The organism is Nostoc sp. (assembly GCF_036916575.1).
Lineage (GTDB): Bacteria > Cyanobacteriota > Cyanobacteriia > Cyanobacteriales > Nostocaceae > Nostoc.
In genome coordinates, this window is the sequence record NZ_JBALGC010000037.1 from 76019 (window position 1) to 100046 (window position 24028).

Annotated in this window: 22 protein-coding genes and 2 pseudogenes; 12 read left to right on the forward strand and 12 right to left on the reverse strand. The window is 41.0% G+C overall.

Annotation, left to right across the window (positions count from 1 at the left end):
• Positions 1 to 24 precede the first annotated feature (24 nt).
• The 3 genes from V7L29_RS09655 to V7L29_RS09665 all read right to left on the reverse strand — a co-directional run bounded on the left by V7L29_RS09655 (position 25) and on the right by V7L29_RS09665 (position 3048).
• Entirely contained in the window at positions 25 to 414 is a 390-nt protein-coding gene (locus V7L29_RS09655; RefSeq protein WP_334693716.1) for a hypothetical protein, read from the reverse strand.
• 472 nt (positions 415 to 886) lie between these two features.
• Positions 887 to 2224 (reverse strand): O-antigen ligase family protein, encoded by a 1338-nt coding sequence (locus V7L29_RS09660; protein WP_334693715.1) that lies wholly within the window; start codon positions 2222 to 2224, stop codon positions 887 to 889.
• Positions 2206 to 3048, reverse strand: coding sequence for a YaaW family protein (locus V7L29_RS09665; RefSeq protein WP_334693714.1), 843 nt, complete (start codon positions 3046 to 3048; stop codon positions 2206 to 2208). The genes V7L29_RS09660 and V7L29_RS09665 overlap by 19 nt, the downstream gene beginning before the upstream one ends.
• Before the next feature lie 120 nt (positions 3049 to 3168).
• On the opposite strand from V7L29_RS09665, the pseudogene V7L29_RS09670 reads away from it, so the two are divergent.
• From V7L29_RS09670 to V7L29_RS09685, 4 genes and pseudogenes are all read left to right on the forward strand, one after another.
• Positions 3169 to 3386 (forward strand): annotated as a pseudogene (locus V7L29_RS09670) (NAD(P)-binding protein); the annotation flags it as partial.
• A gap of 614 nt (positions 3387 to 4000) precedes the next feature.
• Positions 4001 to 4378 carry a hypothetical protein gene (locus tag V7L29_RS09675; protein WP_334693712.1) on the forward strand — a complete coding sequence of 126 codons (378 nt, stop codon included), beginning with the start codon at positions 4001 to 4003 and terminating at the stop codon, positions 4376 to 4378.
• 566 nt (positions 4379 to 4944) lie between these two features.
• Positions 4945 to 5316, forward strand: coding sequence for a hypothetical protein (locus tag V7L29_RS09680; RefSeq protein WP_334735302.1), 372 nt, complete (start codon positions 4945 to 4947; stop codon positions 5314 to 5316).
• Positions 5317 to 5355: 39 nt separating this feature from the next.
• A complete protein-coding gene (locus tag V7L29_RS09685; protein WP_334735303.1) occupies positions 5356 to 5733 on the forward strand; it encodes an SIMPL domain-containing protein in 378 nt (125 codons plus the stop codon).
• 107 nt (positions 5734 to 5840) lie between these two features.
• Here the strand turns inward: V7L29_RS09685 and V7L29_RS09690 are convergent, their stop codons facing one another.
• Entirely contained in the window at positions 5841 to 6125 is a 285-nt protein-coding gene (locus V7L29_RS09690) for a type II toxin-antitoxin system PemK/MazF family toxin (RefSeq protein WP_334735304.1), read from the reverse strand.
• Entirely contained in the window at positions 6115 to 6237 is a 123-nt protein-coding gene (locus V7L29_RS09695; protein ID WP_334735305.1) for a hypothetical protein, read from the reverse strand. The genes V7L29_RS09690 and V7L29_RS09695 overlap by 11 nt, the downstream gene beginning before the upstream one ends.
• A 672-nt stretch (positions 6238 to 6909) precedes the next feature.
• Between V7L29_RS09695 and V7L29_RS09700 the strand changes: the two genes are divergently transcribed.
• The 3 genes and pseudogenes from V7L29_RS09700 (at position 6910) to V7L29_RS09710 (ending at position 9862) form a co-directional block, all read left to right on the forward strand.
• Positions 6910 to 7353, forward strand: a complete 444-nt coding sequence (locus V7L29_RS09700; protein WP_334693707.1) for a VOC family protein — start codon at positions 6910 to 6912, stop codon at positions 7351 to 7353.
• 650 nt (positions 7354 to 8003) lie between these two features.
• Positions 8004 to 8924 (forward strand): annotated as a pseudogene (locus V7L29_RS09705) (bestrophin family protein).
• A 101-nt stretch (positions 8925 to 9025) separates the two neighbouring features.
• Positions 9026 to 9862 carry an alpha/beta fold hydrolase gene (locus V7L29_RS09710; protein WP_334693726.1) on the forward strand — a complete coding sequence of 279 codons (837 nt, stop codon included), beginning with the start codon at positions 9026 to 9028 and terminating at the stop codon, positions 9860 to 9862.
• A 63-nt stretch (positions 9863 to 9925) separates the two neighbouring features.
• Here V7L29_RS09710 and V7L29_RS09715 read toward each other — a convergent pair whose 3' ends face one another.
• A complete protein-coding gene (locus V7L29_RS09715; protein ID WP_334693727.1) occupies positions 9926 to 10168 on the reverse strand; it encodes a hypothetical protein in 243 nt (80 codons plus the stop codon).
• Here V7L29_RS09715 and V7L29_RS09720 point away from each other — a divergent pair.
• The 3 genes from V7L29_RS09720 to V7L29_RS09730 all read left to right on the forward strand — a co-directional run bounded on the left by V7L29_RS09720 (position 10082) and on the right by V7L29_RS09730 (position 13073).
• Entirely contained in the window at positions 10082 to 11809 is a 1728-nt protein-coding gene (locus V7L29_RS09720) for a serine/threonine-protein kinase (protein WP_334735306.1), read from the forward strand. The genes V7L29_RS09715 and V7L29_RS09720 overlap by 87 nt on opposite strands.
• Before the next feature lie 95 nt (positions 11810 to 11904).
• Positions 11905 to 12786 carry an Rpn family recombination-promoting nuclease/putative transposase gene (locus V7L29_RS09725; protein WP_334735307.1) on the forward strand — a complete coding sequence of 294 codons (882 nt, stop codon included), beginning with the start codon at positions 11905 to 11907 and terminating at the stop codon, positions 12784 to 12786.
• A gap of 161 nt (positions 12787 to 12947) precedes the next feature.
• Positions 12948 to 13073, forward strand: coding sequence for a hypothetical protein (locus tag V7L29_RS09730; RefSeq protein ID WP_334735308.1), 126 nt, complete (start codon positions 12948 to 12950; stop codon positions 13071 to 13073).
• A 46-nt stretch (positions 13074 to 13119) separates the two neighbouring features.
• On the opposite strand, the gene V7L29_RS09735 is transcribed toward V7L29_RS09730, so the two are convergent.
• From V7L29_RS09735 to V7L29_RS09755, 5 genes are all read right to left on the reverse strand, one after another.
• Positions 13120 to 13908, reverse strand: coding sequence for an ABC transporter permease (locus V7L29_RS09735; protein WP_334735309.1), 789 nt, complete (start codon positions 13906 to 13908; stop codon positions 13120 to 13122).
• A gap of 46 nt (positions 13909 to 13954) precedes the next feature.
• Positions 13955 to 14935 (reverse strand): ABC transporter ATP-binding protein, encoded by a 981-nt coding sequence (locus V7L29_RS09740; protein ID WP_334693702.1) that lies wholly within the window; start codon positions 14933 to 14935, stop codon positions 13955 to 13957.
• Positions 14936 to 15191: 256 nt separating this feature from the next.
• The gene (locus V7L29_RS09745; protein WP_334693701.1) at positions 15192 to 16838 is read right to left on the reverse strand and encodes an ABC1 kinase family protein; all 1647 of its coding nucleotides are present in this window, start codon (positions 16836 to 16838) and stop codon (positions 15192 to 15194) included.
• Between the two features lie 31 nt (positions 16839 to 16869).
• The gene (gene yidD / locus V7L29_RS09750) at positions 16870 to 17166 is read right to left on the reverse strand and encodes a membrane protein insertion efficiency factor YidD (protein ID WP_334735310.1); all 297 of its coding nucleotides are present in this window, start codon (positions 17164 to 17166) and stop codon (positions 16870 to 16872) included.
• Between the two features lie 78 nt (positions 17167 to 17244).
• Positions 17245 to 18309 carry a mannose-1-phosphate guanylyltransferase gene (locus V7L29_RS09755; protein ID WP_334735311.1) on the reverse strand — a complete coding sequence of 355 codons (1065 nt, stop codon included), beginning with the start codon at positions 18307 to 18309 and terminating at the stop codon, positions 17245 to 17247.
• A gap of 115 nt (positions 18310 to 18424) precedes the next feature.
• Here V7L29_RS09755 and V7L29_RS09760 point away from each other — a divergent pair, with 115 nt between their 5' ends.
• Both V7L29_RS09760 and V7L29_RS09765 read left to right on the forward strand, forming a co-directional pair.
• Positions 18425 to 19939, forward strand: coding sequence for an LCP family protein (locus tag V7L29_RS09760; RefSeq protein ID WP_334735312.1), 1515 nt, complete (start codon positions 18425 to 18427; stop codon positions 19937 to 19939).
• Positions 19940 to 20265: 326 nt separating this feature from the next.
• Entirely contained in the window at positions 20266 to 20772 is a 507-nt protein-coding gene (locus V7L29_RS09765; protein WP_334735313.1) for a pentapeptide repeat-containing protein, read from the forward strand.
• A gap of 124 nt (positions 20773 to 20896) precedes the next feature.
• On the opposite strand, the gene V7L29_RS09770 is transcribed toward V7L29_RS09765, so the two are convergent.
• Complete coding sequence (locus V7L29_RS09770) at positions 20897 to 23890, reverse strand: GAF domain-containing sensor histidine kinase (RefSeq protein WP_334735314.1); 2994 nt, start codon at positions 23888 to 23890, stop codon at positions 20897 to 20899.
• Positions 23891 to 24028: the final 138 nt, after the last annotated feature.

Below are 24028 nucleotides of genomic sequence, written 5' to 3' on the forward strand. Positions count from 1 at the left end.
GGATTACGAATTATTTTGATAGTGTTAGTATTGTCTACAAATAATGGATTTATTTCCATCATCTGAAGTTGAAACATATATCCTATATTCTGCCGGACATGTTTCAACTGAATTACCTGTTTTAATTTGGATGTCATCGGCAAGTTCGCAAGTGTGAAACTGTCCTTTCTCATCGAAAGATATATAACTTTTTCCTCGGCAGGGAAAATTGGCTGTCCCCAAAAGAGAACTGGAAACTTGCACAGTAAGATTTTGCTCAAGTATACAAGTTAACAGTGAACCATTAGGATAATAAATCATATTGCCTGCTTCACACTCAATTGCTGCTTTAGCAGGCAGAGTAAAAGCAAAATTTGTTGTAAAGAACCCTAATGAAAAAGTTAGAAATACAAAGCTTTGCAAGGATAATCTCATGAATAAATTCCGATTTTTTATTAATCTGAATATTTTTTTAATTAACTGAGGAAAATAATAAATATACAAAAGGGCATCTACAAGAGATGCCCGTCATGCAGGAAAACCCCAAAGGGTTATCCCTACACCTTCCCAACAATCAGCAACAGTAACTAAATTATGTATTAGTCACACTCACAGACGTGAATATAGTAATATTATTAACTTAAAACTAGAAATGTCTCCAGTGTATACACTGAAAACAAATTAATGGCTATTTTAAGTTGCTGTGCCTGCGATCGCCTAAGGAATCGTGCAGAAATAACTTCAGGACTTACGCAAAAAGGCAGTGAAAGCCTTGATTTACTGTAGGAGCAATTCATGTAGACGCATACTCCTACAAAGAAGCAAGCTACGCAAAGCGTCTCTAAGAGTTGCGGCTTAAGGCAGGGTATTGCCCCTACATTTCGTACTTGATGCGTAAGTCTTAAACTTAACTATTTGTTGAAGAAGAAAGATTAAATTGGTCATAACGATATACGACTCCACAAATGGCAGCCAAAATTAACCATGAAAGCGCATTCAAACGAAAATCAAAGAGGGTTACATCTACTGTATTGAATAGAACCCAGGCAACAAAAGCCAGAAGATAACTGAAAAATATCAGTCTGTCTTGTCTATTTATATATTTTGACTTTCGCAGTAATTGCACGCCTGTAATCAAAATCCAAGCGAGTAAGCCACAAAATAAAAAAGTACTGGGAAAACCAGTTTCAGCAGATAACATCAAAAACAAGTTATGGGGATGACCCAAGGGAATGTGCATCTGCGCTTTGTAAAGTGTACTAAAACTGCGTAAGCCCCAGCCAGTCCAAGGATGTTCCTGAGCTAAAGACCAGGCAAACTCCCACTGAGTTTCTCGCATTAAAGCGACTGGTCTGTCTGGATACATATCGTCATTTAACCTTGCCCAAAAGAAGGCAGGAACGTACTGACGAAAAAATTGAGCGACTGGCGAGGGAGCAAAAGCTGCCAAAAGCACACTAGAGACGATCGCAGCGACGCCACCCACAAGAATGCGCCAACCTTGGTAGAGTGCATAAGCTAAACAGGCAAAAATAGCGATCGCCCACCCATTGCGCGAACTAGTGAAAATCAAGGCGATAAAATTTGTAATCATCGCCACGGTTAGGAAGAGAAAGGGGACTGAATTTTTCCCAATACTCAATCCTCGATACCCAATCCCTGATCGCCATTGTTCAAGCCACAACCCTAAACCCAGGATGAAAACTATCGCTAGATAAGCAGCAAAGGTGTTAGCGTGCAAGAAGAGTGAGGCTATGCGACCTGGTGGATTTCCTCCTGGTTTGATTGTCCAAGCTAAGACAAGCCACAAAATCTCTAGTTTTAAACTCCAGCCCAAAAATAACTGTCCCAAGCCGATAATCACTACAGGCATCGAACCGATCACCAAAATCCAAGCCATTTGCCGCAATTGAGCAAATGTTTGAATCAGAGTGCTATGGGCAGCGAAAACTAAAAAGAATGGTAATAAATTAAATAAGCCGAGGAAAGCTGCTGTCTTGTCTTGGGCAAACCCAGCAGTCATGATCAGCAATACACTCAAAAGGGCAAATCCCCAGTTGAGGGGGCGGTGACTAATTTTGCGGTATTGTTTCACTAAAGTTATTAATGATACAACAACTACAGTCACCGCCCCCAATAAAGGACTCAATGGGAAGATTAACAGTGCCCATAGAGAGTAGTTCCAAGAAGATTGCCAACGAGACTTGAAATAATAAAAAGCTTTGTTCAAGCTGGCTCCCAACATTCCTCACGAGTGAGGCGAATTTGAGCTAAGGCAAAGATGGTAGGGATGATCCGACCATAGTTAGTGGCGATCGCTCTCCACCCTAAATCCGCAAAAAACCAACCCCACATTATCGGCCCAATCACGGCAAACATAGTGCGGGCTACCCCATAACGAGCTGCACTCACAGTCATACCCCGTCGAGCCATTTGCATACCTACATAGCTTTGGAATTGCGTTGTAGCTGCTTCTGAGCTTGTAATCACCGCTTGTTTAGCTACTTCATAGCTAGCAAAGTGGATAGCAAATTGACGGGCAATTTGCTTAAGTACAAGTGGTTGGAGCATGGAAGTAACAGCGATCGCACTACCGCCTTTGAAAAGTAACCCCAAGGGGTCACGTTGCAATAAAAGTGGTAGCGGTTGTTTTAGTTCTGATTTGAACAGCTGATGCTGCACCCGTACAGTCAATTTTTGCTTTTCCTGTTCAGGTAATTTTTTCCACACCTGTCCTAGCAGATGCAAAAATACTTCTGCTTCTAAATCAATAGTTGCCAGCTGATTAGAATAGGGAATTTTTAGATACTTACATACTTGAACTAAGGCTTGTCGGTAAGTTACCTGGCCTGTGCGTCCCCGTAATACTGTCATTCCATCTGCCGCTAAAAAACGAAAGCGACCCTCTAATGCGTCTAGCCAAGCTTTGCGGTCTTGGCTTTGTACTTCGATGGGTTCAGGTGTGTGTACATAGTCTAGGGGATTGAACTTACGACTAAATAGAATTGCCGTTAAGTCTTGCAATTCTTCTTCGGTCGCTAACTCTAGCGCCGCCCTCATCTCATCCAATTTCCCTTCCTCCCTTCCGTGCAGCTTTCTGTACCTTATTCTACTATTAGCTTTCAGCAGTCATTAGTAGTAATTTTGTCCTTTGATAATAACTAACGACTAGGAACTATTGACTCATGACTGAATATTGCAGTGATTGGTGCCGGAATAGCTGATTTAGTCTGCGCCCAGCAGTTAAGTCAAGCTGAATATTCGGTGCTAGTGCTAGAAAAGCTCGCGTGGTTTGGGAGAAAGACTGGCTACATGCCGCTTGCATGGAACTTGGGTGGATCTATGGGGCTTGTGACCTGAAGCCAAAGGGTGAATTATTGGGACGTTTTGTGGAGATATTGTTGGATATCTTCCTACATTCCAACTACTCCGTCAGTGGTTGAGTCATCTACCTTTAGATAATATGAACTTTTTAAACATTTTTACCAGTTCATTTCATCTGTAGCTAGACTGATTTTGCACTAAAGTGAGTCGCTATTTTTATAACTTACTAACTTAATGTGCTACAAATAAGTTTTTTAGATGAAACAGCAGATTTGGCAGCAAATGGAAAATGTGATGTAAATTACCAAAAAAGCTTAACTTCATTAAAAACTTGTTCCTAATTCAAGTTGTTTTATTGCCGTTAATCTTGATCCCCTAGCCTTGATACTGCGTTTTATGTAGATTTCTGCCTTTTTGGCAGAAATTTGAAATAATTAGGATTATAAATATAAAATGTCGGTAATTTACCAGCTTATTGGACGCTGTTTTCAGAATTCATTTTGTGAAACAGTATCAGCTTTAACTAAAATAAGCAAGCCAAATGTCTAGTATTCTACCAGGATAAAAGGCTAGTTTCGGCGTCTCTTGCATCTATCAGTTGAATTACTTTTAACTGATTGCCATGACGACGTTGGCATCTAAAAAAGTTGTTTTCTCCACCAACCATTAACTGGATTAAAAAAGGGGTTTAAAAATCATGAAATCGGTAGAAAATTTAACACAGCAATCAGTAGTAGGAGAGATTGAAAGCGTTTTAGATACATATCCATCTGATCCATATCAACAAGCCTTTGCGATTCCTGACTTACGCCAAGAGCTAATTGCTTTCGTCCTCAACCGCATTCCCTCCTTTTACAGCGTGATGTCTGACGGACAAATTCCGCTAGCAGAGGCTGAACAAGGAAGCTTGGCTTATTACAAGTTGCCTGGTAAACCGTTACAGCAGCAACTACATTTACAAAATTTGATTCACCAAGGTATTTGTTTAATCGTTCAAGAAAAGTCAGATTGGATTAGCCATCATCTTGGTGAAACAGTTGAACCAGCTTGTGAACCTTCCCACTGGTTTGGTTAATACCTCTAACAAGATTTGGCTCTCTGCTGAGATATGATGATGTTCGCGGTGAATTTTTGATTTTTAAGCTAATCCCACGACTAAAGTCAGTGTAAAAGACGTGGGATTAGCTCAATATTTGTTGTCAAAGTGGAACCCTTCTCTTGTGGTTGACGCTACGCCTCCACGCACGGGATTGGGTATTGGGTTAGAGGAGAGGTTACAGGTAATAGGGAATAATCTGTCCCCTGTAACTCTACGCTATTGCCTTCTTCAATACTCAGTACTTTTTTTAGTCAATTATTTGGATCAAGGATTCAGTATATTGCTATTGAGGTGTAAACTTTGACAATTACTAAGTTCAAAGGACATTCCCAGCACATGAGAAAAATAATGGGACTTAGACAAAAAACACCCATAAAAGAGCCTCAAATCTATATACACAAAGACTTTGACATCATTAGGCTTAGTTTGTTGATATATCTGGGTTTGGGGCATTTTTGAGTATTTGGTGTATTCCCCTTACTCTGTATGGGTTTGAGGCTTGTTTGTCTCGAAAAAATGTTTAAGTCCCGATAACAGTTTTAATGCTGGTAAGTATTACCGTGACTATCGGGGTAGGAGCATTAACACCTAAAGTTACTAATGCCCAATTATTTTATCCACCAGCAAGCGATCGCCATTCATTAATGGTAATCGGTCAAGGGGTGGTGAGAGTGCCAGCAGATACAGCTGATATTGAATTGGTATTCAGTAGAGGAGGTAGCAATGATAAGTTAGAAACGCAACCGTCATCTCTACCGCAAACCCGCCGCATATCCTCACCAACTCTACTTTTAAATTATAAAACAGCAGCAGAATCTTTACCAAGCAAAAAATCCCTAACTAAAGCAACTCTCCAGCCTGTAGTTAATAGCCTAGTTGCTAAAGGGATTAGTGCTGATAAAATTCAAGTATAAATTAACGTCAATTCCAGTGAAAATAACGCCAAGATATTGGTGAGATTAGAAAAACCAACACGTGTTAGCGAAGCTCCTTCTTTAGAGGCTCGCGTCCAGGAAATTGTTGCTACAGCGAACAAGTCCACGAACCAACTTGAAAATCTTTCTGTCAAGAGTGTGGGCGTTGAGTACGCAGTCAATGACTGTCAGGCTTTGCAGAGTTCAGTTTATCAATCAGCTATGAAAGACGCTCAAAGTCGCGCTCAGGCTTTAGCAAGTGCTATGGGTGTTAAACTTGGTACTCCTTCTGTAGCCGAACCATTTTACACATTATTTTATCCCTCATGTAGTTCTAAAACTGGAGTTCCTTTACCGTCATTTGCTAGTTTTTTATTATCATCGGCTTATAATCCAGACGCCCCAGCAGAAGTATAGATGAAAAAGGATATTTTTGTGACATATACAACAAAATAAACATTTATATTCAGTGTATAGAAGCACAGCGACTTGTCGTCAGACATCGCACTTTTATTTAGTCAAGATTAGAAGTGTGATCGCTTAACTATTTTGCCTTTTCGTGAGTTGTATAAATTAAATTTAACTTTCCTTTCATCATGTGATATTATCAGTGAATACAGCCAAATATTATCAGCATAATATTCTTTCCAGTCTGTGATTGGTGCAATCAACTTAATGGGTAACTTCCCAACACCATCAGAACTTACTACTATAGCAGGACGGACTTTTTTGATTTCTGCTCCCACTGTCGGATCGAAATTAGCAAGCCAAATCTCACCTCGTTTAAGAGCAGGATATCTAATAATCAATCAAGTCTCCTGTCTGTAATTCCTGCCATTCTCTATCTTGCTCGTAATGTAATAACATTAACTCAGCCTGTGCTGCCAATATACATCGCCGTTCTTCTAATGACAATTTCATGAACTCACGACGGCTGATGCTCTTAGCTTGTACAAGTGTTTCAGAAGCTTGTAGCTGTGGGTTTTATTTCTGAGGAGTAGAATTTGAGATTTCCATACTTTCTCGGTAATTTTTATAACAATTCCTAATTTATATTAATTTTACCGCACAGCTATAGTGTGCGTGTTCATAATAAAAGTAAAATATTCACTGGAGTTGAGACTAGATGGGTAATTTTAAATTCTAGTAATGAAAAAACTCCAGAAATGTTTGTGGCAAATCTGGAGTCAGGAAAGATACGCATTTACCTATATCCAAATTTTCACCGTGAGAGAATCCTACGTCATCAGGGTATACACTCAAATGTAGATAAAGGTGTCTGAGGATAAGCCACTGTGTTTCTCGTTTACACACCTTCTCTGTAGAAACTAACGCAAAATAGCCCCAGATGAACTGAGGCTGTTTTGCGAGAGTTGTTTGGTAGGAGGGGTACATCAATAAGTGATGCCCCGTGTTAGATATAGATAATTCAGTATGCATCCTTATTCAGCCATGTTTTGGCATATCAGAAGATTTGGAAAATTTTGTAGGCGCAGCTTGTCGTAGACATCGCTTTTTCCAAAAAGAAACTCCAGATGCACTTAAGGCATTCTGGAGCAATAACAGGTTTCTAACATCAATCAATTTTTACCTATGCGATCGCCAGATGTCGTTGGGGTATATACTCAAATGTATTTTATGTCTGATCATCCGCCAATTGAACAGCAGGTTACCTTCTTTTATACTCATGATCTGGATGTGTCCACAGAATTCTACCAACAAAAGCTGGGCTTGGAATTGTGGCTTGATCAAGGAACCTGCCGTATTTATACTGTTAGTGGCTCTGGATACTTGGGATTGTGCCAAGTAAGCGAAATATCAACTCCTCCAGCCGACAAGCAATCAAGTGTTATTTTTACCTTGGTAACACAGCAGGTGGATGAATGGTTTGAATATCTCAAAGAACGTGGCGTTGAATTTGAAAAGCCACCTACACTAAATGAAAAGTACAACATTTACCACTGCTTTTTACGTGATCCCAGTGGTTATTTGATTGAAATTCAACGTTTTGAAACTAACCACGAAAAAAAGACATAACTTATTTAGTTATGTCTAAAGGTTTAATTTACAGGGCAGGATTTGTACAGGTTAGAACTTTTTGATTTACTGGGGTAGATGATATCGACTAATGCTGTATGGACAGCATCGATATGCATGTACCTTTTCTTCTATAGATTTATCGGAGTAAGGCGCGGGATTTATGCAGCCGCCGAGAAAACTTTGCATTTCTTTACAATTAGCCGCGTAGGCGTAGCCAACCGTAAGCATCGCTTTTAACTTTTATATAACCCAAGGCAATACACTTGGGATAAGCCTTCTCTCCCAGCCTTCCTTTACCTACCAGCGGATTATAACAGAAGATAGGATACAGTCATTACCGCCAGCATATTTTGTTATCTTCCCAACACTACTTCTTATAGTATCCTCTTTGGCAATTGTGCTATTTCTATAGTTATTATTTTTAAAGTAAGTAGGTAAACACAAATTCACCTAACTATGTAACAAAATGTAAACCCGTCAAAGTTCTTGTGATTGCAACTCTACCAGACCAAGGCGTAGCTTGCTTTGACCTAAAAGTATGTTACATTCCATTTTACTCGTAATCACATACTTATAAATTTTCCCACCTACCTATTTATCGATGTTTAATCTATCGGTTCACTAAATATTCTTTTAGGATGACTTGCATGAAAGCCAAAAAACTCACATGGCTACGCACAAAATTACAACTTAAAGGTTCGGTGATGAAAGCAATTTACAAACATATTTTATGGTGCGGAGCTTTCGGATTTTTGATTTCTACACTCTATCATTTTGAGATGCCTGTATCACAACCTATTTTAGGAAGTGTTATTCCTAGTATTGTTTTAGGTTTGTTACTTGTATTTCGCACAAATACTGCTTATGAGTGATTTTGGGAAGGGAGAAAATGCTGGGGTTCTCTAGTAAATAAAATCCGAAATCTGGCCCGTCAAATCTGGGTATCAATTGATGAAAAATCACCAGAAGATAAAGACAATAAAATTACGGCATTAAATTTATTGGTAGCTTTTGCTGTGACAACTAAATTACATTTGCGGGGAGAAGCAGTCAATAGCGAGTTAGAAGATTTAATGCCATCTACTAAGTATATAAAACTGAAGATTATGAATAATCCCCCCATAGAGGTTGCCTTTTGGATAGGAGATTATTTACAGCAGCAGTATCATCGTAATTGCCTTAATAGCTACCAGTTAACATCTATGCAAGAATTATTAAATAATCTTGTGGATAATTTAGGTGCTTGTGAACGTATTTTAAAAACACCTATGCCATTAGCTTATGCCATTCATCTTAAGCAATTATTATTACTATATTGTTTTCTGCTACCCTTTCAAATAGTGGAGAGTCTGGGTTGGTGGACAGGTTTAATAGCTGCTTTGGTTGGTTTTACAGTATTTGGTATTGAAGCCATCGGCTTGGAGATAGAAAATCCCTTTGGTTATGACCCTAACGACTTACCTTTAGATGCGATTTGTGACACAATGAAACGCAATATTGACGATTTAATTACTCTAACTCCAAATGCGCGATCGCATCCAGGTAATTTGACCTATGATAAAATTTGAGATTAGTTATAGCTGTCAAGTCCCATCTCCCATCCCTCCCCATCTTCTTTGGCAGTACTATATAAACGCGAAACTATCTCTTCAGTGGTGGATGTGCAATGATGCCTGTACGTCAAACTTTATCAAAGCCTGATATCCAACTTTCTTACTTAGAGTGGAACCAAGGTCAAGAACCTTTACTGCTGTTACACGGTTTAGGCGACCATGCTTTAGTGTGGTCTAGTTTAGGAGATTACTTAGCGGCAGACTACCACATAGTTGCACCAGATATGCGCGGACATGGCCAAAGTAGTAAGCCTGAGAGAGATTATACTTTTGAAAGTGCGATCGCAGACCTCGAAGCACTCATGGAGAGTCTCGGATGGACTTTTGCCCATATTGTCAGTCACTCGTGGACAGGCAAATTAACCGCCATCTGGGCAAGGCAAAACCCAAAGCGTTTGCGGAGTATAATTCTGGTCGATCCGATTTTCATCTGGAAAATGCCTAGCCTTTTCAGGGTAACTTTTCCAATGTTATATCGCATCTTGCCTTTTCTCAAAAGCATGGGTCCCTTTGCCAGTCATGAACAAGCCGAACAACAAGCACGGCAGTTAAAGCAATATCAAGGATGGAGTTTTTTACAGCAGCAAGTCTTCCAAGCAGGAATAGAACAAAAACTCGATGGTAGTTGGGGCAGCAAATTTACTATAGCCGCCCGCGACGGGATTTTTGAGGAAGTTATGCAAGTGCCTGGTTTTACAATCCCCCTTGATACCCATGCTCTCTTTGTCCAACCAGAACAAGGTCTAAATCGCCAAGATTGGCAAATCCAACCCTATAAAACCTATCTCAAAAACCTACGCATTTGCCAAGTTCCTGGCAATCATTGGCCGTTTTTGACACAACCAGAGGCATTTAACCAAACTGTAGCAGCTTTCTTGGCAGAACACAGATAGAAAATCTCATTATTATTGGACGGGATTATCATCCGGCAACAGAAGAATTAATAGGAGCGATGTCTAGGAGGATTGGGCATGGGGCATGGGGCATTGGGGAGCCAGCGCTGTGGGTGGGTTTCCCGACTTGAGGCGACTGGCGTCATTGGTTATTCCCCCATCTTCCTCATCTCCCTCATTTCCTCCACTCCCCACCCCCCACTCCCCAGTTAGCCAGTCATGAGCCTTTGTATCAATCCCGTTTGCCCTAAACCAAATCACCCGAATAATCATCAAAACCGCTATTGTCAAAGTTGTGGTTCCCATTTGGAATTACTAGGGCGTTATCGGGTGACGTGCCTGTTGAGTGACAAAACAGGATTTAGTAAAGTTTATGAGGCATACGAACAAGATACCCCCAAAATCCTCAAGATACTCAAAGAGGATTTATCAGGCGATGCCAAAGCTGTAGAACTATTTCAGCAAGAAGTAACCGTATTGGGACAACTCAAGCATCCCGGCATTCCCAACGAAGATAGTTACTTTCAGTATCAAACCCGAAATGGTTTAGTGTTGCATTGCATAGCAATGGAAAAAATCGATGGTTACAACTTAGAACAGTGGTTAAAGCAGCAGGAGCAAAATTACCCTATTTCGCAGGAACAAGCTGTAGCCTGGTTAAAACAATTGGTAGAAATTTTGGATTTAGTGCATGGTAAACAGTACCTGCATCGAGATATTAAGCCATCTAATATCATGATTCGCTCTTCCCTTGGGAAGGGTTGGGGGGATTTGGTACTGATTGATTTTGGCACCGCCACTGAAATTGACAGAACCTACCCAGATAAACTCAGCGATGGTGACGGCATGACAGCACTTATGTCATCTGGCTATAGCGCTCCCGAACAAATGAATGCTCAAGCAGTACCACAATCAGATTTCTTTGCCTTAGGACGTACATTTGTATTTTTACTCACGGGATACCATCCCTTAGATATGTATGATATACAGCACAATTTGTTGCACTGGCAAAATCATGCCATCCATATCTCACCCTTACTCTTAAATTTAATTGATTGGCTAACAGCACCGGATATAGAAAAGCGTCCCGCTAATGCCCAGGATATTTTGCAACGCCTAGAAGAAATTGAAACCCAACTAATAGAAACTCCTCTTAAAAATATTAATTTAGTTGGTGATTACCAAATTGAGCAATTGCCATCACCAATTATTAAAACTTCATTTTCTCCACAAAAACAGCCTGAAGAAGTATCACTACTGAAATTTTTTGCAGCGCTGCTAGTGATATTAGGATTACTTAGTATAGTGGCTTTAGCAACGCGCACATCAAAATTTTCATTCAGATCAAATTACGGAGAATCTCCCGAAAAAAAAGGTAAAATTGATTATTTTCCTTATAAAGAAGGTAGGGATAGTCAGGGGAAAGTAGCCGAATTTAACATAGCTGTTTTATCACTAGAATATAAATGGCTTTTAGGTAGCAATTTTCAAATTAAATATAATGATGAAATTATTAGTCTAGACCTTTTAAAGTTTAACTTAGAACAAGAAGGTATCCAGAATATAATGAAAGACCCTACCGAGATTATCTCTGTAGGTACAGTTTCTTGTAAGGCTAATATAGCAGTTCAAGAACGTATGGCTTTAGAACGTTCTAAACAAATACAATTTTTAGTGAAAAATTTATTTATTAATACACCAAGCGTCAAAGGTTATCGAATATTAAACTTGGGACAATTTCAACGGAGTGATTGTCAGGGAAATCAGGATTTAACTAAATATCAGAGAAGTATTATAATCATTGGGGTTAAAAAAAAATCAGTAGGTTTAATTCTGGATGAAGCATTACGGGATAGGTTACAAAAGAAGCCTTTTGCTGATTTTAAGTTAGAAGATTATTCTTTGGGGTCAGCAGAAAAGTTTAAGACAATACCAAGTAATTTATAAAATCTCTAGCAAAGTACATCAGTGCATAGGCGTAGCCCAAAGTAGACTATCGCCACTTTAGCCATAAACTACAACTATGGTCATCTACATCCCCTATGGCTAAAGCAGCAGATATTAGCACCAAGAGATTAATCAGCCTCGCACCCGGAAATTGGGTAAAATGGGTAACGAAAATTCCTGATATTGTATGCGGAGAAATTCTCAATTCCGAATTCCAGTGGATTAGCCGTGAAAGTGATGTATTAGTCCGCGCCACCAGTCCCCAATATGGCGAATTTATTGTACTCAACGAGTTGCAATTACGCTACAAACCTGAAATGCCCAAACGGATGCGAGCATACGCAGCACTAGCAGAAGAAAAGTACAATTTGCCCACCTATCCGGTACTAGTTAACATCCTCAAAGAAAGTGATATTGAAATTCCCTCCAGCTATGAATCGCAATTTGCAGGTTTACAGGCGCGTCAAGACTACCGTGTCATCAACCTTTGGGAAGTCGATGTGGAAATCGCTTTTACTCAACCTGTTCCCTCGTTGCTTCCCTTTGTCCCAATTCTTAAGGGAGGTGCAGAAGAATCCACTGTGCAACTGGCATTGCAAATTCTTCGCGCTGATGAGCAATTGAGCCAGTTAGAAACCGTCATGGCTTTTTTTGCTACCTTCGTATTAGATAGCGCTTTAGTTCAGCAAATCATGAGGTGGGATATGGCAGTGTTACGCGAATCTCCCTGGTATCAGCAAATTTTGAGAGAGGGCGAACAACGTGGAGAAGAACGAGGACGGCAACAAGGAAGGCGAGAAGGACGGCGAGAAGAGATACTGTCAGGTATTGAACTCGCTTTGGAGATAAAATTTGGCACTGAGGGATTGCAGCTGATGCCAGAAATCTCTCAAATTTCAGATTTAGATAAATTAAAAGCAATTCAACAGGGAATTAAGAGCGTGAATACTCTAGATGAATTAGGGCAATTCATTTAAAGTAATAGAACTTCCTTGAGTTTGACAAATCATGAGTGAGAAATCTTTACTTTTATCAAGAAAGTTTCAAACAAGGTTACGAAAAAAGTTGGCGATAAAGTTTTCTGCTTAAACTTGAATGTGCTTTAGAGAGGAAATTTGGCTACGAAGGATTAAAACTTATGCCAGAAATCTCTCAAATTTCTGATTTAGAACAATTAAAAGCAATTTACCGAGACATATTAAAGATGAATACTTTACATGAAGTGGATGATTTTATCCACACCACTCAAATTACCTCAACTTAGCCAAACTCTATGGTTGTAAACTTCCTAATTATGAATTATGAATTGTTCATGCTCCCATTCCAGAATACCGTTTCAAACCCACACGCCAAAGCAAACGATTCACACCCAAAAACACTAATATCCATCCCACCATTGACCAAAATCCCCGTCCTATATCCACGGGTAACCCTACCAAAAGACTAGCAGGAAAATCAATTAAATAGGGAAAAGGCGTAAACATGACTATTTTCCGTACAGGTTCCGGAAAGACCTCTAAAGGTGCTATCAAACCAGATAAAAATAGATAAAATAACAACCAAAAATTTTCTAAAGCGCTAGCCCGTTCTGTCCAAAAGGCGAACATAGCAAAGGTGTACTGAATCGTAAACCGCAAAGCAAAAGTTAGCACCGCCGCCAATGTGAATAGCAAAAATCTACTCAAACCTGGTAACCAAAAAGCTTGGGGATAAAGAATAAAAAATAATGCCACTAATACAAAAGTAAACATTAGCCGAGTAAATCTTTCAGAAATATGCCGCGCAACATGATGCCATACTGGATCGAGTGGTTGTAGCAACTTAGGCGAAAGCTTGCCTTGCACTATCTCTGTTTCAAAGTCCCAAATTACCCAAACAGCGGTGAGTTGCCTAATAATGAAAACCGTGATGAAGTAACGGCCAAAATCTACAGGTGATAGCCCAAACTGTCCGCCTTGTGCCGCCTGTATCCAGATACCCATAAGGATAATCGGCAAAGAACCAGATAAAACCCAAAAGATTAGTTCTGCTCGATACTCAACTGAATAGGTGTAGTATACTGACAGCAAAGTTAGAACTTTTTTAATAATCTTTTTCATTTGTGGTGCATTCTCCTCTTGGCAACTCTATTCCTCGCAGCACTCACTACACGACACCTGCCTGAAAAACTCGTCCAATCACTTCTTCCACGGGTGGTTCGGTAACTGTTAAATCAATTACCTCCAAATTCGCTAAAATTTGAGATACAGTGCGGGTAAGCGCCTCTCTCGACACCATAAAACGCACTGCTCGCCCTTCTAAGAGTTGCACATCCCCATAGGTCATAAGTTTTTCTATTGGTAGAGGTTGGGCTAACTCTATATGGACTTCCCGGTACGGGGCAAAACGTTCCAGCAGTCCATTTAAGCTACCGTCATACATCAGTTTCCCCTGGTGAATCAATAGCACCCGTTGACACAAAGCTGTGATGTCAGCCATGTAATGACTCGTCAACAGCACTGTAGCCTGATAACGCTGATTATACTCGCGCAAGAACTCACGCACTGCTGCTTGAGCATTTACATCCAATCCCAGTGTTGGTTCGTCTAGGAACAATACGTGAGGACGGTGCAAAAGTGCTGCCAGCAATTCTGCCTTCATTCGCTCACCCAAAGATAGTTTCCGCACTGGTTGGGTAAGTTTGCCTTCTAGGGAAAGCATTTCTGTTAATTCTCCTACCCGCCGCTGGAACTCTTTATCAGAGATGTTGTATACAGCGGCGTTAATTTTTAAAGAATCTAGCGCTGGCAAATCCCAAATTAGCTGCTGCTTTTGCCCCATTACTAAGGTAATTTTTTGCAAAAATGCTTCTTGACGACGAAAGGGAATTTGTCCAGCTACTGTGACTATACCGCTAGAGGGATGAATCAGCCCCGTGAGCATTTTGAGTGTGGTGGTTTTACCAGCTCCATTTGGGCCCAAAAACCCCACTACTTCACCAGGGGCAATTTCAAAGGAAACATCCTGAACTGCTTTAATTGAGCGGTAGGTACGGCGAAAAAAGTGGGTGATTGTACCTTTAATACCCGGACTTTTAACTGCCACTGGATAAGATTTACTCAGATTCTCAGCAATGATGATTGACATATTTTTTATACAGCAGAGTGCAACTTAATGAGGTACAGATTATTGTAAGGGCACAACATTGTTGTGCCCCTACTTGTGTACCTCATTTACCTGAAAAACGTTGTATTAGAACCACAGATGTACACAGGTAAACACAGATAAATCATTGCTGTTTAGCGCTATTTATCTGTGGTTCCAAATACTAAAGCCGGAATTTTTACCAGTGATATATGATGATTTACTGTGGTGAGCATTACTCAAACACAACACATAGACTTTACCGTAAACGTCCTGATCGCAATGTACTAATAATTAACCATAAACCCAATAAACTAGCGACTGCAAACAGGGTGGTGCTTAAAAAAGATAGCTGAGTTGTCTGCGCTCTGGTAGAAATAATTGCCGCACCCATAATCAGCGAACCCACTAAAATACTAAAAGATAGTCGGTTAGCTGCATCGTCCATAGTGCGTCGCACGCCATCTAACCCGCGCAGCGATAGATTCCACTGTAAGGTTTCTGAGGTAACTCGGTCTAATAATAGTTCGATTTGGCGAGGAGATTGGAGAGACAGACTTTTAATATCTAAAGCTGTCCGTAATAGCGATCGCACTGGATTATCGCCCAGTAATTGCCGACGAAACAAGTCTGTAATTAATGGTTTGACTTCATCAAAAAAATTAAGCTCCGGGTTGAATGTCCGCGCCAGACCCTCTAAATTGGCTAGGGTTTTGGCATACAATCCCATATTGCTAGGTAATCTAATTTTATTGTTGCGGGCAACTTGTAAAACTTCATAAATTATCTGACTGAAGTTTATTTCTGTGAGGCTGACATTGTGATACTTTCGCAACATGCGATCATAATCATTTTCTAACCGCGACAAAATTACTGGTTGAGCAGAATCTGAGAGTTGTAAAGTTAACTGAGCGCACCTTTGAGCATCTAAATCAACAATCGCTAACAACATTTCTGTTAATATCTGCTGTGTGCGGGGATCAAGTCTTCCCACCATGCCACAGTCTAAGAGGGCAACACGACCATCTTTGAGATAAAACAAGTTTCCTGGATGAGGATCAGCGTGAAAAAAGCCATCAATATATAGTTGCTGAAAAAATACCCGAAACAACAAAGTAGTTATTTCTTTACGCTCTACATCTGGGTCTTTACCATTATTGTTGCTGTTCAAATCCGCCTCTAGGAATGGCACCCCATCCAGCCATTCCATCACCAATAATTTTGGTGTGGTCAATTCCCAGTTAATTTCCGCAACCACTATTTGTGTAGGATCGTACCAGCGACTTTTAGATAAGTTGCGCCGCAGTTGGTCTGTAAAACCCGCTTCCCGTGTAAAATCTAACTCGGCTTCTAGAGCTTTGGTAAATTCTTCAGCGGTAGATTTGATTTCATAGGTTTGCCCAAACTCAGTCCGCGCCACTAAATCGGCAATACCTTGAATTAAAGCAATATCTCGGGCAACAGTAATATCAATTCCCGGACGTTGCACCTTGAGAGCGACTTCTCGACCGTCTATTAATGTAGCTCGATGTGTCTGGGCAATTGATCCCGCCGCTACTGGGATCGGATTAACTATGCTGAAGGTTTCTGCTAGTGAAAGTTTTAATTCTTTACGGAGGATTATTTCTATCTCTGACCAAGGAACTGGCGGTACTTCGTCTTGTAGGGTTGAGAGTTCCTCAATGTAGGCGGCGCTCAGTAAATCTGGACGGGTAGACATTAGTTGACCAAGTTTGACATAAACTGGCCCCAAGTCTACTAGGATATTTTTTAAAACCGCAGGTGTAGGTAGCTGGGGTTCATCAGCTTTGCCACCAGTAAGTAACCTTCGCATATAGTCCCAGCCATTGCGAAGGAATACTTCAAGAATTTCTCGTTGACGGGGAACAGTTTGGGTAAGGAACATTTTTGTAAAGAATTGCAAAGAAGCAGAAAAGTTAAAGAGGTAAGCAACAGGGGATGACAATACAACGGAAGTTGGCTGTAGCTTTGGTACTTGTTAAAGTTTTGCTAGCTGCGGCACAGTCTTGGAATCTTTTTATGGATGATTGTACGGCTTGGTGAAGCTTCTGTTCGTTCAGCATCCGTTTGACGTAATTAGAGCAGGAATCCCCGCCGTGTAATAAGCGATGGGAGCAACAAAATCCTTTGGACGGAGAAATATATTTTTGATAGGCAGTAATAGACTCGATTGCCATTGTCTTGGCGAGAGGTTCAAAGCTAATAATGTCCATAACTGTCAGATAGAATAATAGACTGTCAAGTTATAATGGAAAAATCAACTTTTTCGCCTCTGCCAAGGGTTTTAACTTTTATAGCAGGTCGGTAAATCGGGAATCGCTTTGGAGAATTTTGAGGATCTGCTTGATTTCCTGGGTACGTTCTTTTTTGACAACGAGGGTGACATTGCGATCGCGCACAATCACCACGTCCTCTAAACCAATAGTAACAACAACATCTTCTGAATTTGAGGCATAAATAATCGCTCCCTGCGTATCCAGCCCTATGTGGGTAGCAAGTTCTACATTGGGTGTCTCTTGTTTTTTCAGTAAGCGTTCGATCGCATTCCAATCTCCTAAATCATCCCAACCAAAATCAACTGGCAAAACGTATGCTAGAGTTGTCTTTTCCATGAGCGCATAGTCTATACTCTTCTTAGGCAACTGGGGATAGATATCAGGGCCATGTTGTTCTAAAGGTTCGATAATTTCTGGAGCATGGGTATGTAGTTCCTTGAGAACAACCCCTGCCCGAAAAACGAACATTCCACTATTCCAGCTAAAACGTCCCGTAGATAAAAAAGTTTCTGCTGTTTCACGGTTGGGCTTTTCAGTAAAACGGTTGACGTGATAAGCTGGCAACTCATTAAAGCTACCTATTTTTTCACCTTGTTCAATGTAGCCGTAACCGGTTGATGGAAAAGTAGGCTTGATCCCCAGTGTAACGATCGCTGCTGTGCTTGCTGCCAGTTGCGTAGCCGCGCTTAATGTGTGTGCAAACGCCTTTTGGTCAGCAATCCAGTGGTCAGCAGGGAAAAAGCCAATAACAGCGTCTTCTCCATAGCGCTGTTTGATTTCTAAACTTGTCCAAGCAACGGCAGCGGCCGTGTCTCTTCCTTCCGACTCGATCAGTAAGTTTTGAGATGGTAGATCAGGTAATTGTTGTCGTACCCCTTCAGCTATCTGATTAGAAGTTATTACCCACAAGGAATCCCACCCGCCCGTGAGTGCTAACAAGCGATCGGCGGTTGATTGTAATAGACTTCTAGAGCTACCATCAAGACTTAAAAATTGCTTGGGTCGGTCTTTGCGACTCAGGGGCCAAAAACGTTCACCTTTACCACCAGCAAGGATTACGGGGAACAATAAAGTATTCATGTTGTCATACACGCCTACCGAAGAACATTACAAGTTTACAGTGAGCTTTTCCACTGGCAATATTTGTAGCTTGGATTAACATACTTTTAGGGAGTGGTTGAGTGGGGAGATAATTGTGATAAAACGAGTCGAATGGTCGGAAAATCCGCTTAGGTCTCAGCAAGTAGCATTTGAAACTGAGGTGCGATCGCAGCAAATTCAACACACGGAAAATCAGGTAACGCCTGCACCAGTAGCAGACTCCCAGGAGGAGGTAGAACTAAACCCGCCACCGAATCCCAACCGTAGCGTTGTGGAATCAGTGGGTGCAATTCCCAATCAGCTTTACGAGAGGCTGGGCTTGACCATGCCTCGATGGCTGTTGTGGATCATGACGGTTGTGATCGGCATCATCTTATCTGGGTTACTGGTATCAACGTTAGCGCTTTGGACTCCTTTGTGGAGCAATCTAGATCGAACAGATGAAGATTTAGGAACTGCTACTAAAGACGAGGTAAAAATACCACTACCAGGGGAGTTATGGAGCAAACTCTCGCAGTATCAGCTTTCACGACCAATGAATATTTTAATTATGGGGATTGAACCAGTTAACGGTACCGTTGATGGTTCACCAGAAAGCTTTGTTGGCAAAAGCGACACCATGCTGCTGGTACGGCTTAACCCTAGTGAAAAATCTGTACGAGTGCTTTCGATTCCCAGAGATACGATGATTGCTATCCCAGAAAAGGGAGAAAAGGGATTAACTAAGGTATCTGATGCCAATGCCAAAGGTGGCCCAGTCTTGGCAGCACGGGTAGTTAGCCGTACCTTGAACAATGCCCCAATTGATCGCTACATCCGCATTTCTACCAGCGGCTTACGGCAGTTAGTCGATCAGTTAGGCGGAGTAGAAGTCTTTGTTCCCCAATCAATGGAATATAAAGACTCTAGCAGTCGGCTGTCGATTAATTTAGTCAGTGGCTGGCAAACCCTCAACGGCGAACAAGCAGAACAGTTTGCCCGATTCCGCGAACCAGGTTTGGGAGATTTGCCGAGAGTGCAGCGTCAGCAAGCACTAATAGCAGCACTGCTGCAACGCCTCAATAGTCCTACCGTCTTACCCAGATTGCCTCAATTAACTCGCTTGATGCGAAAATACTTTGATACCAACCTGAAGATGGAAGAAATGATGGCGTTGGTAAACTTCGGCCTTAACCTAGATCGGGATAATTTCCAAATGACCGTGTTGCCTGGTACGTTTAGCCGTTTTAGCAAAGACCCTGATAGCTATTGGCTAAATATGACTGGACAACAGAGCCTGTTGAATGATTATGTTGGGGTAAATGTACCTGGTTTGAAGCCAGATATGCGTCAGGTTCCTAACCTCAAAATTGCTATTCAAAATGCTTCCAATCAACCTCAGCTAACTGAAAAAGTTATTGCTTATCTCAAACACAAAGGCTTTACTAATATTTACAAAGTGCCTAATTGGCCAGATACTCAACGTCAAACTCAGATTGTTGTCCAAAAAGGCAACCGACAAGTTGGAGTTGATTTGCAAAAAGTCTTAGGCTTGGGTCAAATCGAGGTGTCGGCGATTGGTGATTTAGAATCTGACCTCACAATTCGGATTGGTAAAGATTGGAAATAGTCATTAGTCATTAGTCATTAGTCATTGTTAACTAACAAAGGACAAAGCGCAAAGTCGAGCCAGTCGCTTGGGCGGGTTTCCCGACTTGGGCGTTAGCGTAGCGGTAGCAACGCAGGAGCGTCACTGGCGTTGAGCGGAGATCTCCTCCGCTCAGAACTTTGTAACAGAGGACTAATGACAAAGCGCAAAGTCTGAGTGGAGGTTTCCGACGCTCTCTACGAGACGCTGCACGAACGCGGACTCGCTAATGCTGCGCTATCCGTTGGTGTAGCCCGCCGTAGGCATCAGAACTTTGTAAGAGAAGACTACTGAGAAATAATAAAGTTATGAAAAAGATTTTACTGCGCTTTTTGGGTTTGATTGTGATTTTGATACTAGCATTTTGCTGGATAATACTTAATCCCAAACCGGCTTTTGCTCAACTCAATACAATCAACTACAACAATATAAATTTAGAAAATCGTGACTTCTCTAATGCTGATTTGGCAGGTGTGACTTTTGTAGCAGCAGAAATGCGAGGAGCGAATTTCCAAGGAGCGAATTTAAGCAATGCAATTCTTACTAAAGGAGTTTTATTAAAAGCAAATTTGGAAGGTGCGAACTTGAGCGGCGCTTTAGTTGATCGCGTGACTATGGATAGTGCTAACCTAAAAAATGCCATTTTTACAGAAGCAACTTTGACGAACAGCCGCTTTTACGATGCTGATATCACTGGCGCTGATTTTACAGACGCTTTGATTGATCGTTATCAAGTATCGTTATTGTGTGAAAGAGCCGAGGGCGTAAATTCAATTACGGGTGTGTTGACGCGAGACAGTTTGGGTTGTAGGTAAAGAATCTTAGCGTTGAGTATAAAAAAATAAAGCAATTATGATGCCTTCGGGAACAGAAGAAACCTCTGCTTATCCTCGCTCCCTTACTTAAGATTGACTGAGAATTGTCAAAAACCAGTCACCTCTAATTACTGCAAGGAATTTCAATCAAAAACTCTGTTCCTTCTCCTGGTTTAGAAGAACATCTAATCTGACCATGATGTTTTTCAACTATTATTTGATAGCTGATAGACAAGCCTAAGCCTGTACCTTTACCTGGTGCTTTGGTGGTGAAGAAGGGGTCAAAAATGTGCGATCGCACCTCTTCTGGAATCCCAAGACCATTATCAGTTATTTTAATTACAATCTGGTTATTAACGGCTTGGGTACTAATCCAGATAGTTAATGGTATTATCGGACACGTTTGGGACAACTTCAAATACCTTTGCTGTATAGTTTTAAACTTTTCCTCTAATGCATCAATACTGTTACTCAAAAGATTCATAAACACTTGATTTAATTGTGCGGGATAGCATTCGAGTAAAGCTAAAGTAGCATATTCTTTAACAATCTCAATAGCTGGGCGTTGAACATTATTTTTGAGGCGATGCCCTAAGATTAGCAAAGTACTATCTAATCCTTGATGAATATCTACTGACTTCAATTCAGCTTCATCTGTACGAGAAAAGTTTCGCAATGATAGCACAATCTCACAAATACGCTCTGTTCCTACTTTCATTGACTCAAGGGTTTTAGGTAAATCTTCGATGAGAAAGTTCAAATCAGTCCTGTCAATTTGCTTTTGGATAGATGGCAATAGCGAAGAGTTTTGACGGTAAAGTTTCACAACATTTAGCAGTTCTTGAGTATATTCATTTAAATGGATAAGATTACCAAAAATAAAACTGATAGGATTGTTAATTTCGTGGGCGACTCCAGCAAGTAGTTGTCCTAAACCCGCCATTTTTTCACCCTGAATTAACTGGGTCTGAGTTTGTTTTAATTCTTGCAAGGCTTGAGTCAGTTCTGAGGTTTGACGTTTAGTTTGTTCGAGTAATTCCGCCTGCTGAATTGCAATTCCCAATTGCACCCCTACTTGAGCTAGTAAATTGATTTCTTCCTCTTTCCAATAACGCGGTTGCGAATTTTGATAAGCAACTAATAATCCCCATAATTTTTCACCTTCCCGAATCGGAACAAAAGTTTCGTTACGCGGAAGTTCGTTATCGTCGTCTGTGCCCTCAAAAGTTTCTATAATCATTGGTTGGGCTTGGGCAACAGGTTTCCAACCATCTTTAAAGGAATCTGCCACAAATTTACCGCTCCAATCTGCGTTGAAGCGGTAGATTGCAACTCGCTCGACTTCGAGCAACTCTCGCACAGCTTGAGTAGTAGTTTTAAAAATAGTTTTAATATCGAGTGACTGGCGGATTTTATCAATGGTTGCAGCCAGCAATTCTTGCCGTTCCATTGCTTTCTCGCGTTCGGTGGCTTTTGCTAACTGGACAACCTGCATTTGCACTTGCTTTAAATAAGAATCCTGTTTTAATGCGACTCCTAATTGCTCGGCTATTTGACTGGTAAATTCAATTTCTGAGGGTTGCCAGTCACGAGGAGCGTTGCATTGATGAATACACAGCAATCCCCAAAGCTCACCTTTTTTCAATAGAGGTGCGATCATATTTGCCCGCACTTGAAATTTTTCTAGAATTTGGATGTAGCAACCTGGAAACTTTCCTTGATAAATGTCAGCGATCGCATTGACTCGACCTTGGGCGTAAAGGGGTGCAAAGTTTTCACCGAAACAATAATCATAAACTTTTTCTGCTATTACCGAGTTACACTCAGGTACAAAATCCTCAGAAATGAATTCTCCTTCCCAATCTTTTTGAGGGTCGAAACGAAAGACTGCCACTCGGTCTGCTTGCAGCATTTGCCGGGCCTCGGTGACGGTAGTCTGGAAGATTGTATCTAAATCTAAGGATTCGCGAATTCGAGTAATTACGCTAGTTAATGTCTTTTGTTGCTCTGCTTGGTACTGAGCGTGTGCCAGCAACTTATGGTGTCGCAGTGCCACACCAATTTGTGTGCTGATTTTGGTCAGTGATTCGATTTCATAAGATTGCCACTGTCTAGATGAGGCATTTTGGTAGGCAGCGATGACTCCCCAAAGTTGATCTCCCTGGAGAATAGGGGCAGTTGCAAAGGCTTTTGCCTGAAATTGCTCTAACAGGGTTACATGGCAGTTTGTTAATCCGGCTTGATAAATGTCATTGACTGTAAATGTCTGGTTGTCAACATAACGTCCTCCTTGCGTCTGTTGTAGATAAGTATCAGCGATCGCAGGCTGAACGCCAACTAAAGGAGTCCAGCCTTCGGCAAATGATTCAGCAACAAAGTTACCACTCCAATCTGAATTGAAGCTAAAAATGGCAACTCGATCAGCTTGCAGCAGCTTGCGTATTTCTTGAGTTGTGGTTTTAAAGATGGTTTCAATATCAACAGGTGAGCGAATTTCATCAACAATCTGAGCTATTACTTGATCGCGTTGAGATGCTTGAGCCAATTTTGCAGCTTGCAACTGGACTTGATGGAGATGCTTTGCTTGCTGAATAGCAACGGCAAGATGGTTAGCAATTTGACGAATAAACTCAACTTCCGATTCTTTCCAATTACGAGCCTCACTGCACTGATGAATACAAAGCAATCCCCACAGTTCCTTCTGGCGCGATAGAGGGACAACGAGGTTGGCCAGTACCTGAAATTTACTCAAAATTGCCACATGAGAATCACTCAGTCCCGCCTTGTAAATATCTGCTACTACTTGCGCTTGACCTTGTTGATTAAAAGCAAATTGTTCTCCAAAGCAGTGGTCATAAACTTTTACTGGCATTGCTGAGTCCCAACCAAGTGCAACATCCTCACAAACAAATTCTCCTTCCCAATCTTGTTCCAGGTCGAACTGGAAGACTGCTACACGGTCAGCATTTAGCAACTGACGCACTTGTGTAACTGTAGTTTGAAAAATTGTTTCTAAGTCAAGAGACTCCCGAATTCGGACAATTACACTTGCCAGAGCCTTTTGTTGCTCTAGTTGCTCTTGAAGTTGAGCGCTTGAAAAGAAAAGTTGATTTTCCATGAAATTTGAATTGGGTTCCATTGCTCTGGATTCTGTCGTTTTTATACAAAGGTTCCTGATACCAAACTTCATGGAGTCAAAAATCTGACAAACTACAAATTTTTGCAGTATTCAACATTTCCTCGAAGATGGTTATTG

Excerpts from the sequence above, each read along its gene's own strand:
- V7L29_RS09655 (WP_334693716.1), bottom strand. The coding sequence starts at position 414 with ATGAGATTATCCTTGCAAAGCTTTGTATTTCTAACTTTTTCATTAGGG.
- V7L29_RS09660 (WP_334693715.1), bottom strand. The coding sequence starts at position 2,224 with ATGTTGGGAGCCAGCTTGAACAAAGCTTTTTATTATTTCAAGTCTCGT.
- V7L29_RS09675 (WP_334693712.1), top strand. The coding sequence starts at position 4,001 with ATGAAATCGGTAGAAAATTTAACACAGCAATCAGTAGTAGGAGAGATT.
- V7L29_RS09680 (WP_334735302.1), top strand. The coding sequence starts at position 4,945 with ATGCTGGTAAGTATTACCGTGACTATCGGGGTAGGAGCATTAACACCT.
- V7L29_RS09695 (WP_334735305.1), bottom strand. The coding sequence starts at position 6,237 with ATGAAATTGTCATTAGAAGAACGGCGATGTATATTGGCAGCACAGGCT.
- V7L29_RS09700 (WP_334693707.1), top strand. The coding sequence starts at position 6,910 with ATGCGATCGCCAGATGTCGTTGGGGTATATACTCAAATGTATTTTATG.
- V7L29_RS09710 (WP_334693726.1), top strand. The coding sequence starts at position 9,026 with ATGCCTGTACGTCAAACTTTATCAAAGCCTGATATCCAACTTTCTTAC.
- V7L29_RS09720 (WP_334735306.1), top strand. The coding sequence starts at position 10,082 with ATGAGCCTTTGTATCAATCCCGTTTGCCCTAAACCAAATCACCCGAAT.
- V7L29_RS09715 (WP_334693727.1), bottom strand. The coding sequence starts at position 10,168 with ATGGGAACCACAACTTTGACAATAGCGGTTTTGATGATTATTCGGGTG.
- V7L29_RS09725 (WP_334735307.1), top strand. The coding sequence starts at position 11,905 with ATGGCTAAAGCAGCAGATATTAGCACCAAGAGATTAATCAGCCTCGCA.
- V7L29_RS09730 (WP_334735308.1), top strand. The coding sequence starts at position 12,948 with ATGCCAGAAATCTCTCAAATTTCTGATTTAGAACAATTAAAAGCAATT.
- V7L29_RS09735 (WP_334735309.1), bottom strand. The coding sequence starts at position 13,908 with ATGAAAAAGATTATTAAAAAAGTTCTAACTTTGCTGTCAGTATACTAC.
- V7L29_RS09740 (WP_334693702.1), bottom strand. The coding sequence starts at position 14,935 with ATGTCAATCATCATTGCTGAGAATCTGAGTAAATCTTATCCAGTGGCA.
- V7L29_RS09745 (WP_334693701.1), bottom strand. The coding sequence starts at position 16,838 with ATGTTCCTTACCCAAACTGTTCCCCGTCAACGAGAAATTCTTGAAGTA.
- yidD (WP_334735310.1), bottom strand. The coding sequence starts at position 17,166 with ATGGACATTATTAGCTTTGAACCTCTCGCCAAGACAATGGCAATCGAG.
- V7L29_RS09755 (WP_334735311.1), bottom strand. The coding sequence starts at position 18,309 with ATGAATACTTTATTGTTCCCCGTAATCCTTGCTGGTGGTAAAGGTGAA.
- V7L29_RS09765 (WP_334735313.1), top strand. The coding sequence starts at position 20,266 with ATGAAAAAGATTTTACTGCGCTTTTTGGGTTTGATTGTGATTTTGATA.
- V7L29_RS09770 (WP_334735314.1), bottom strand. The coding sequence starts at position 23,890 with ATGGAAAATCAACTTTTCTTTTCAAGCGCTCAACTTCAAGAGCAACTA.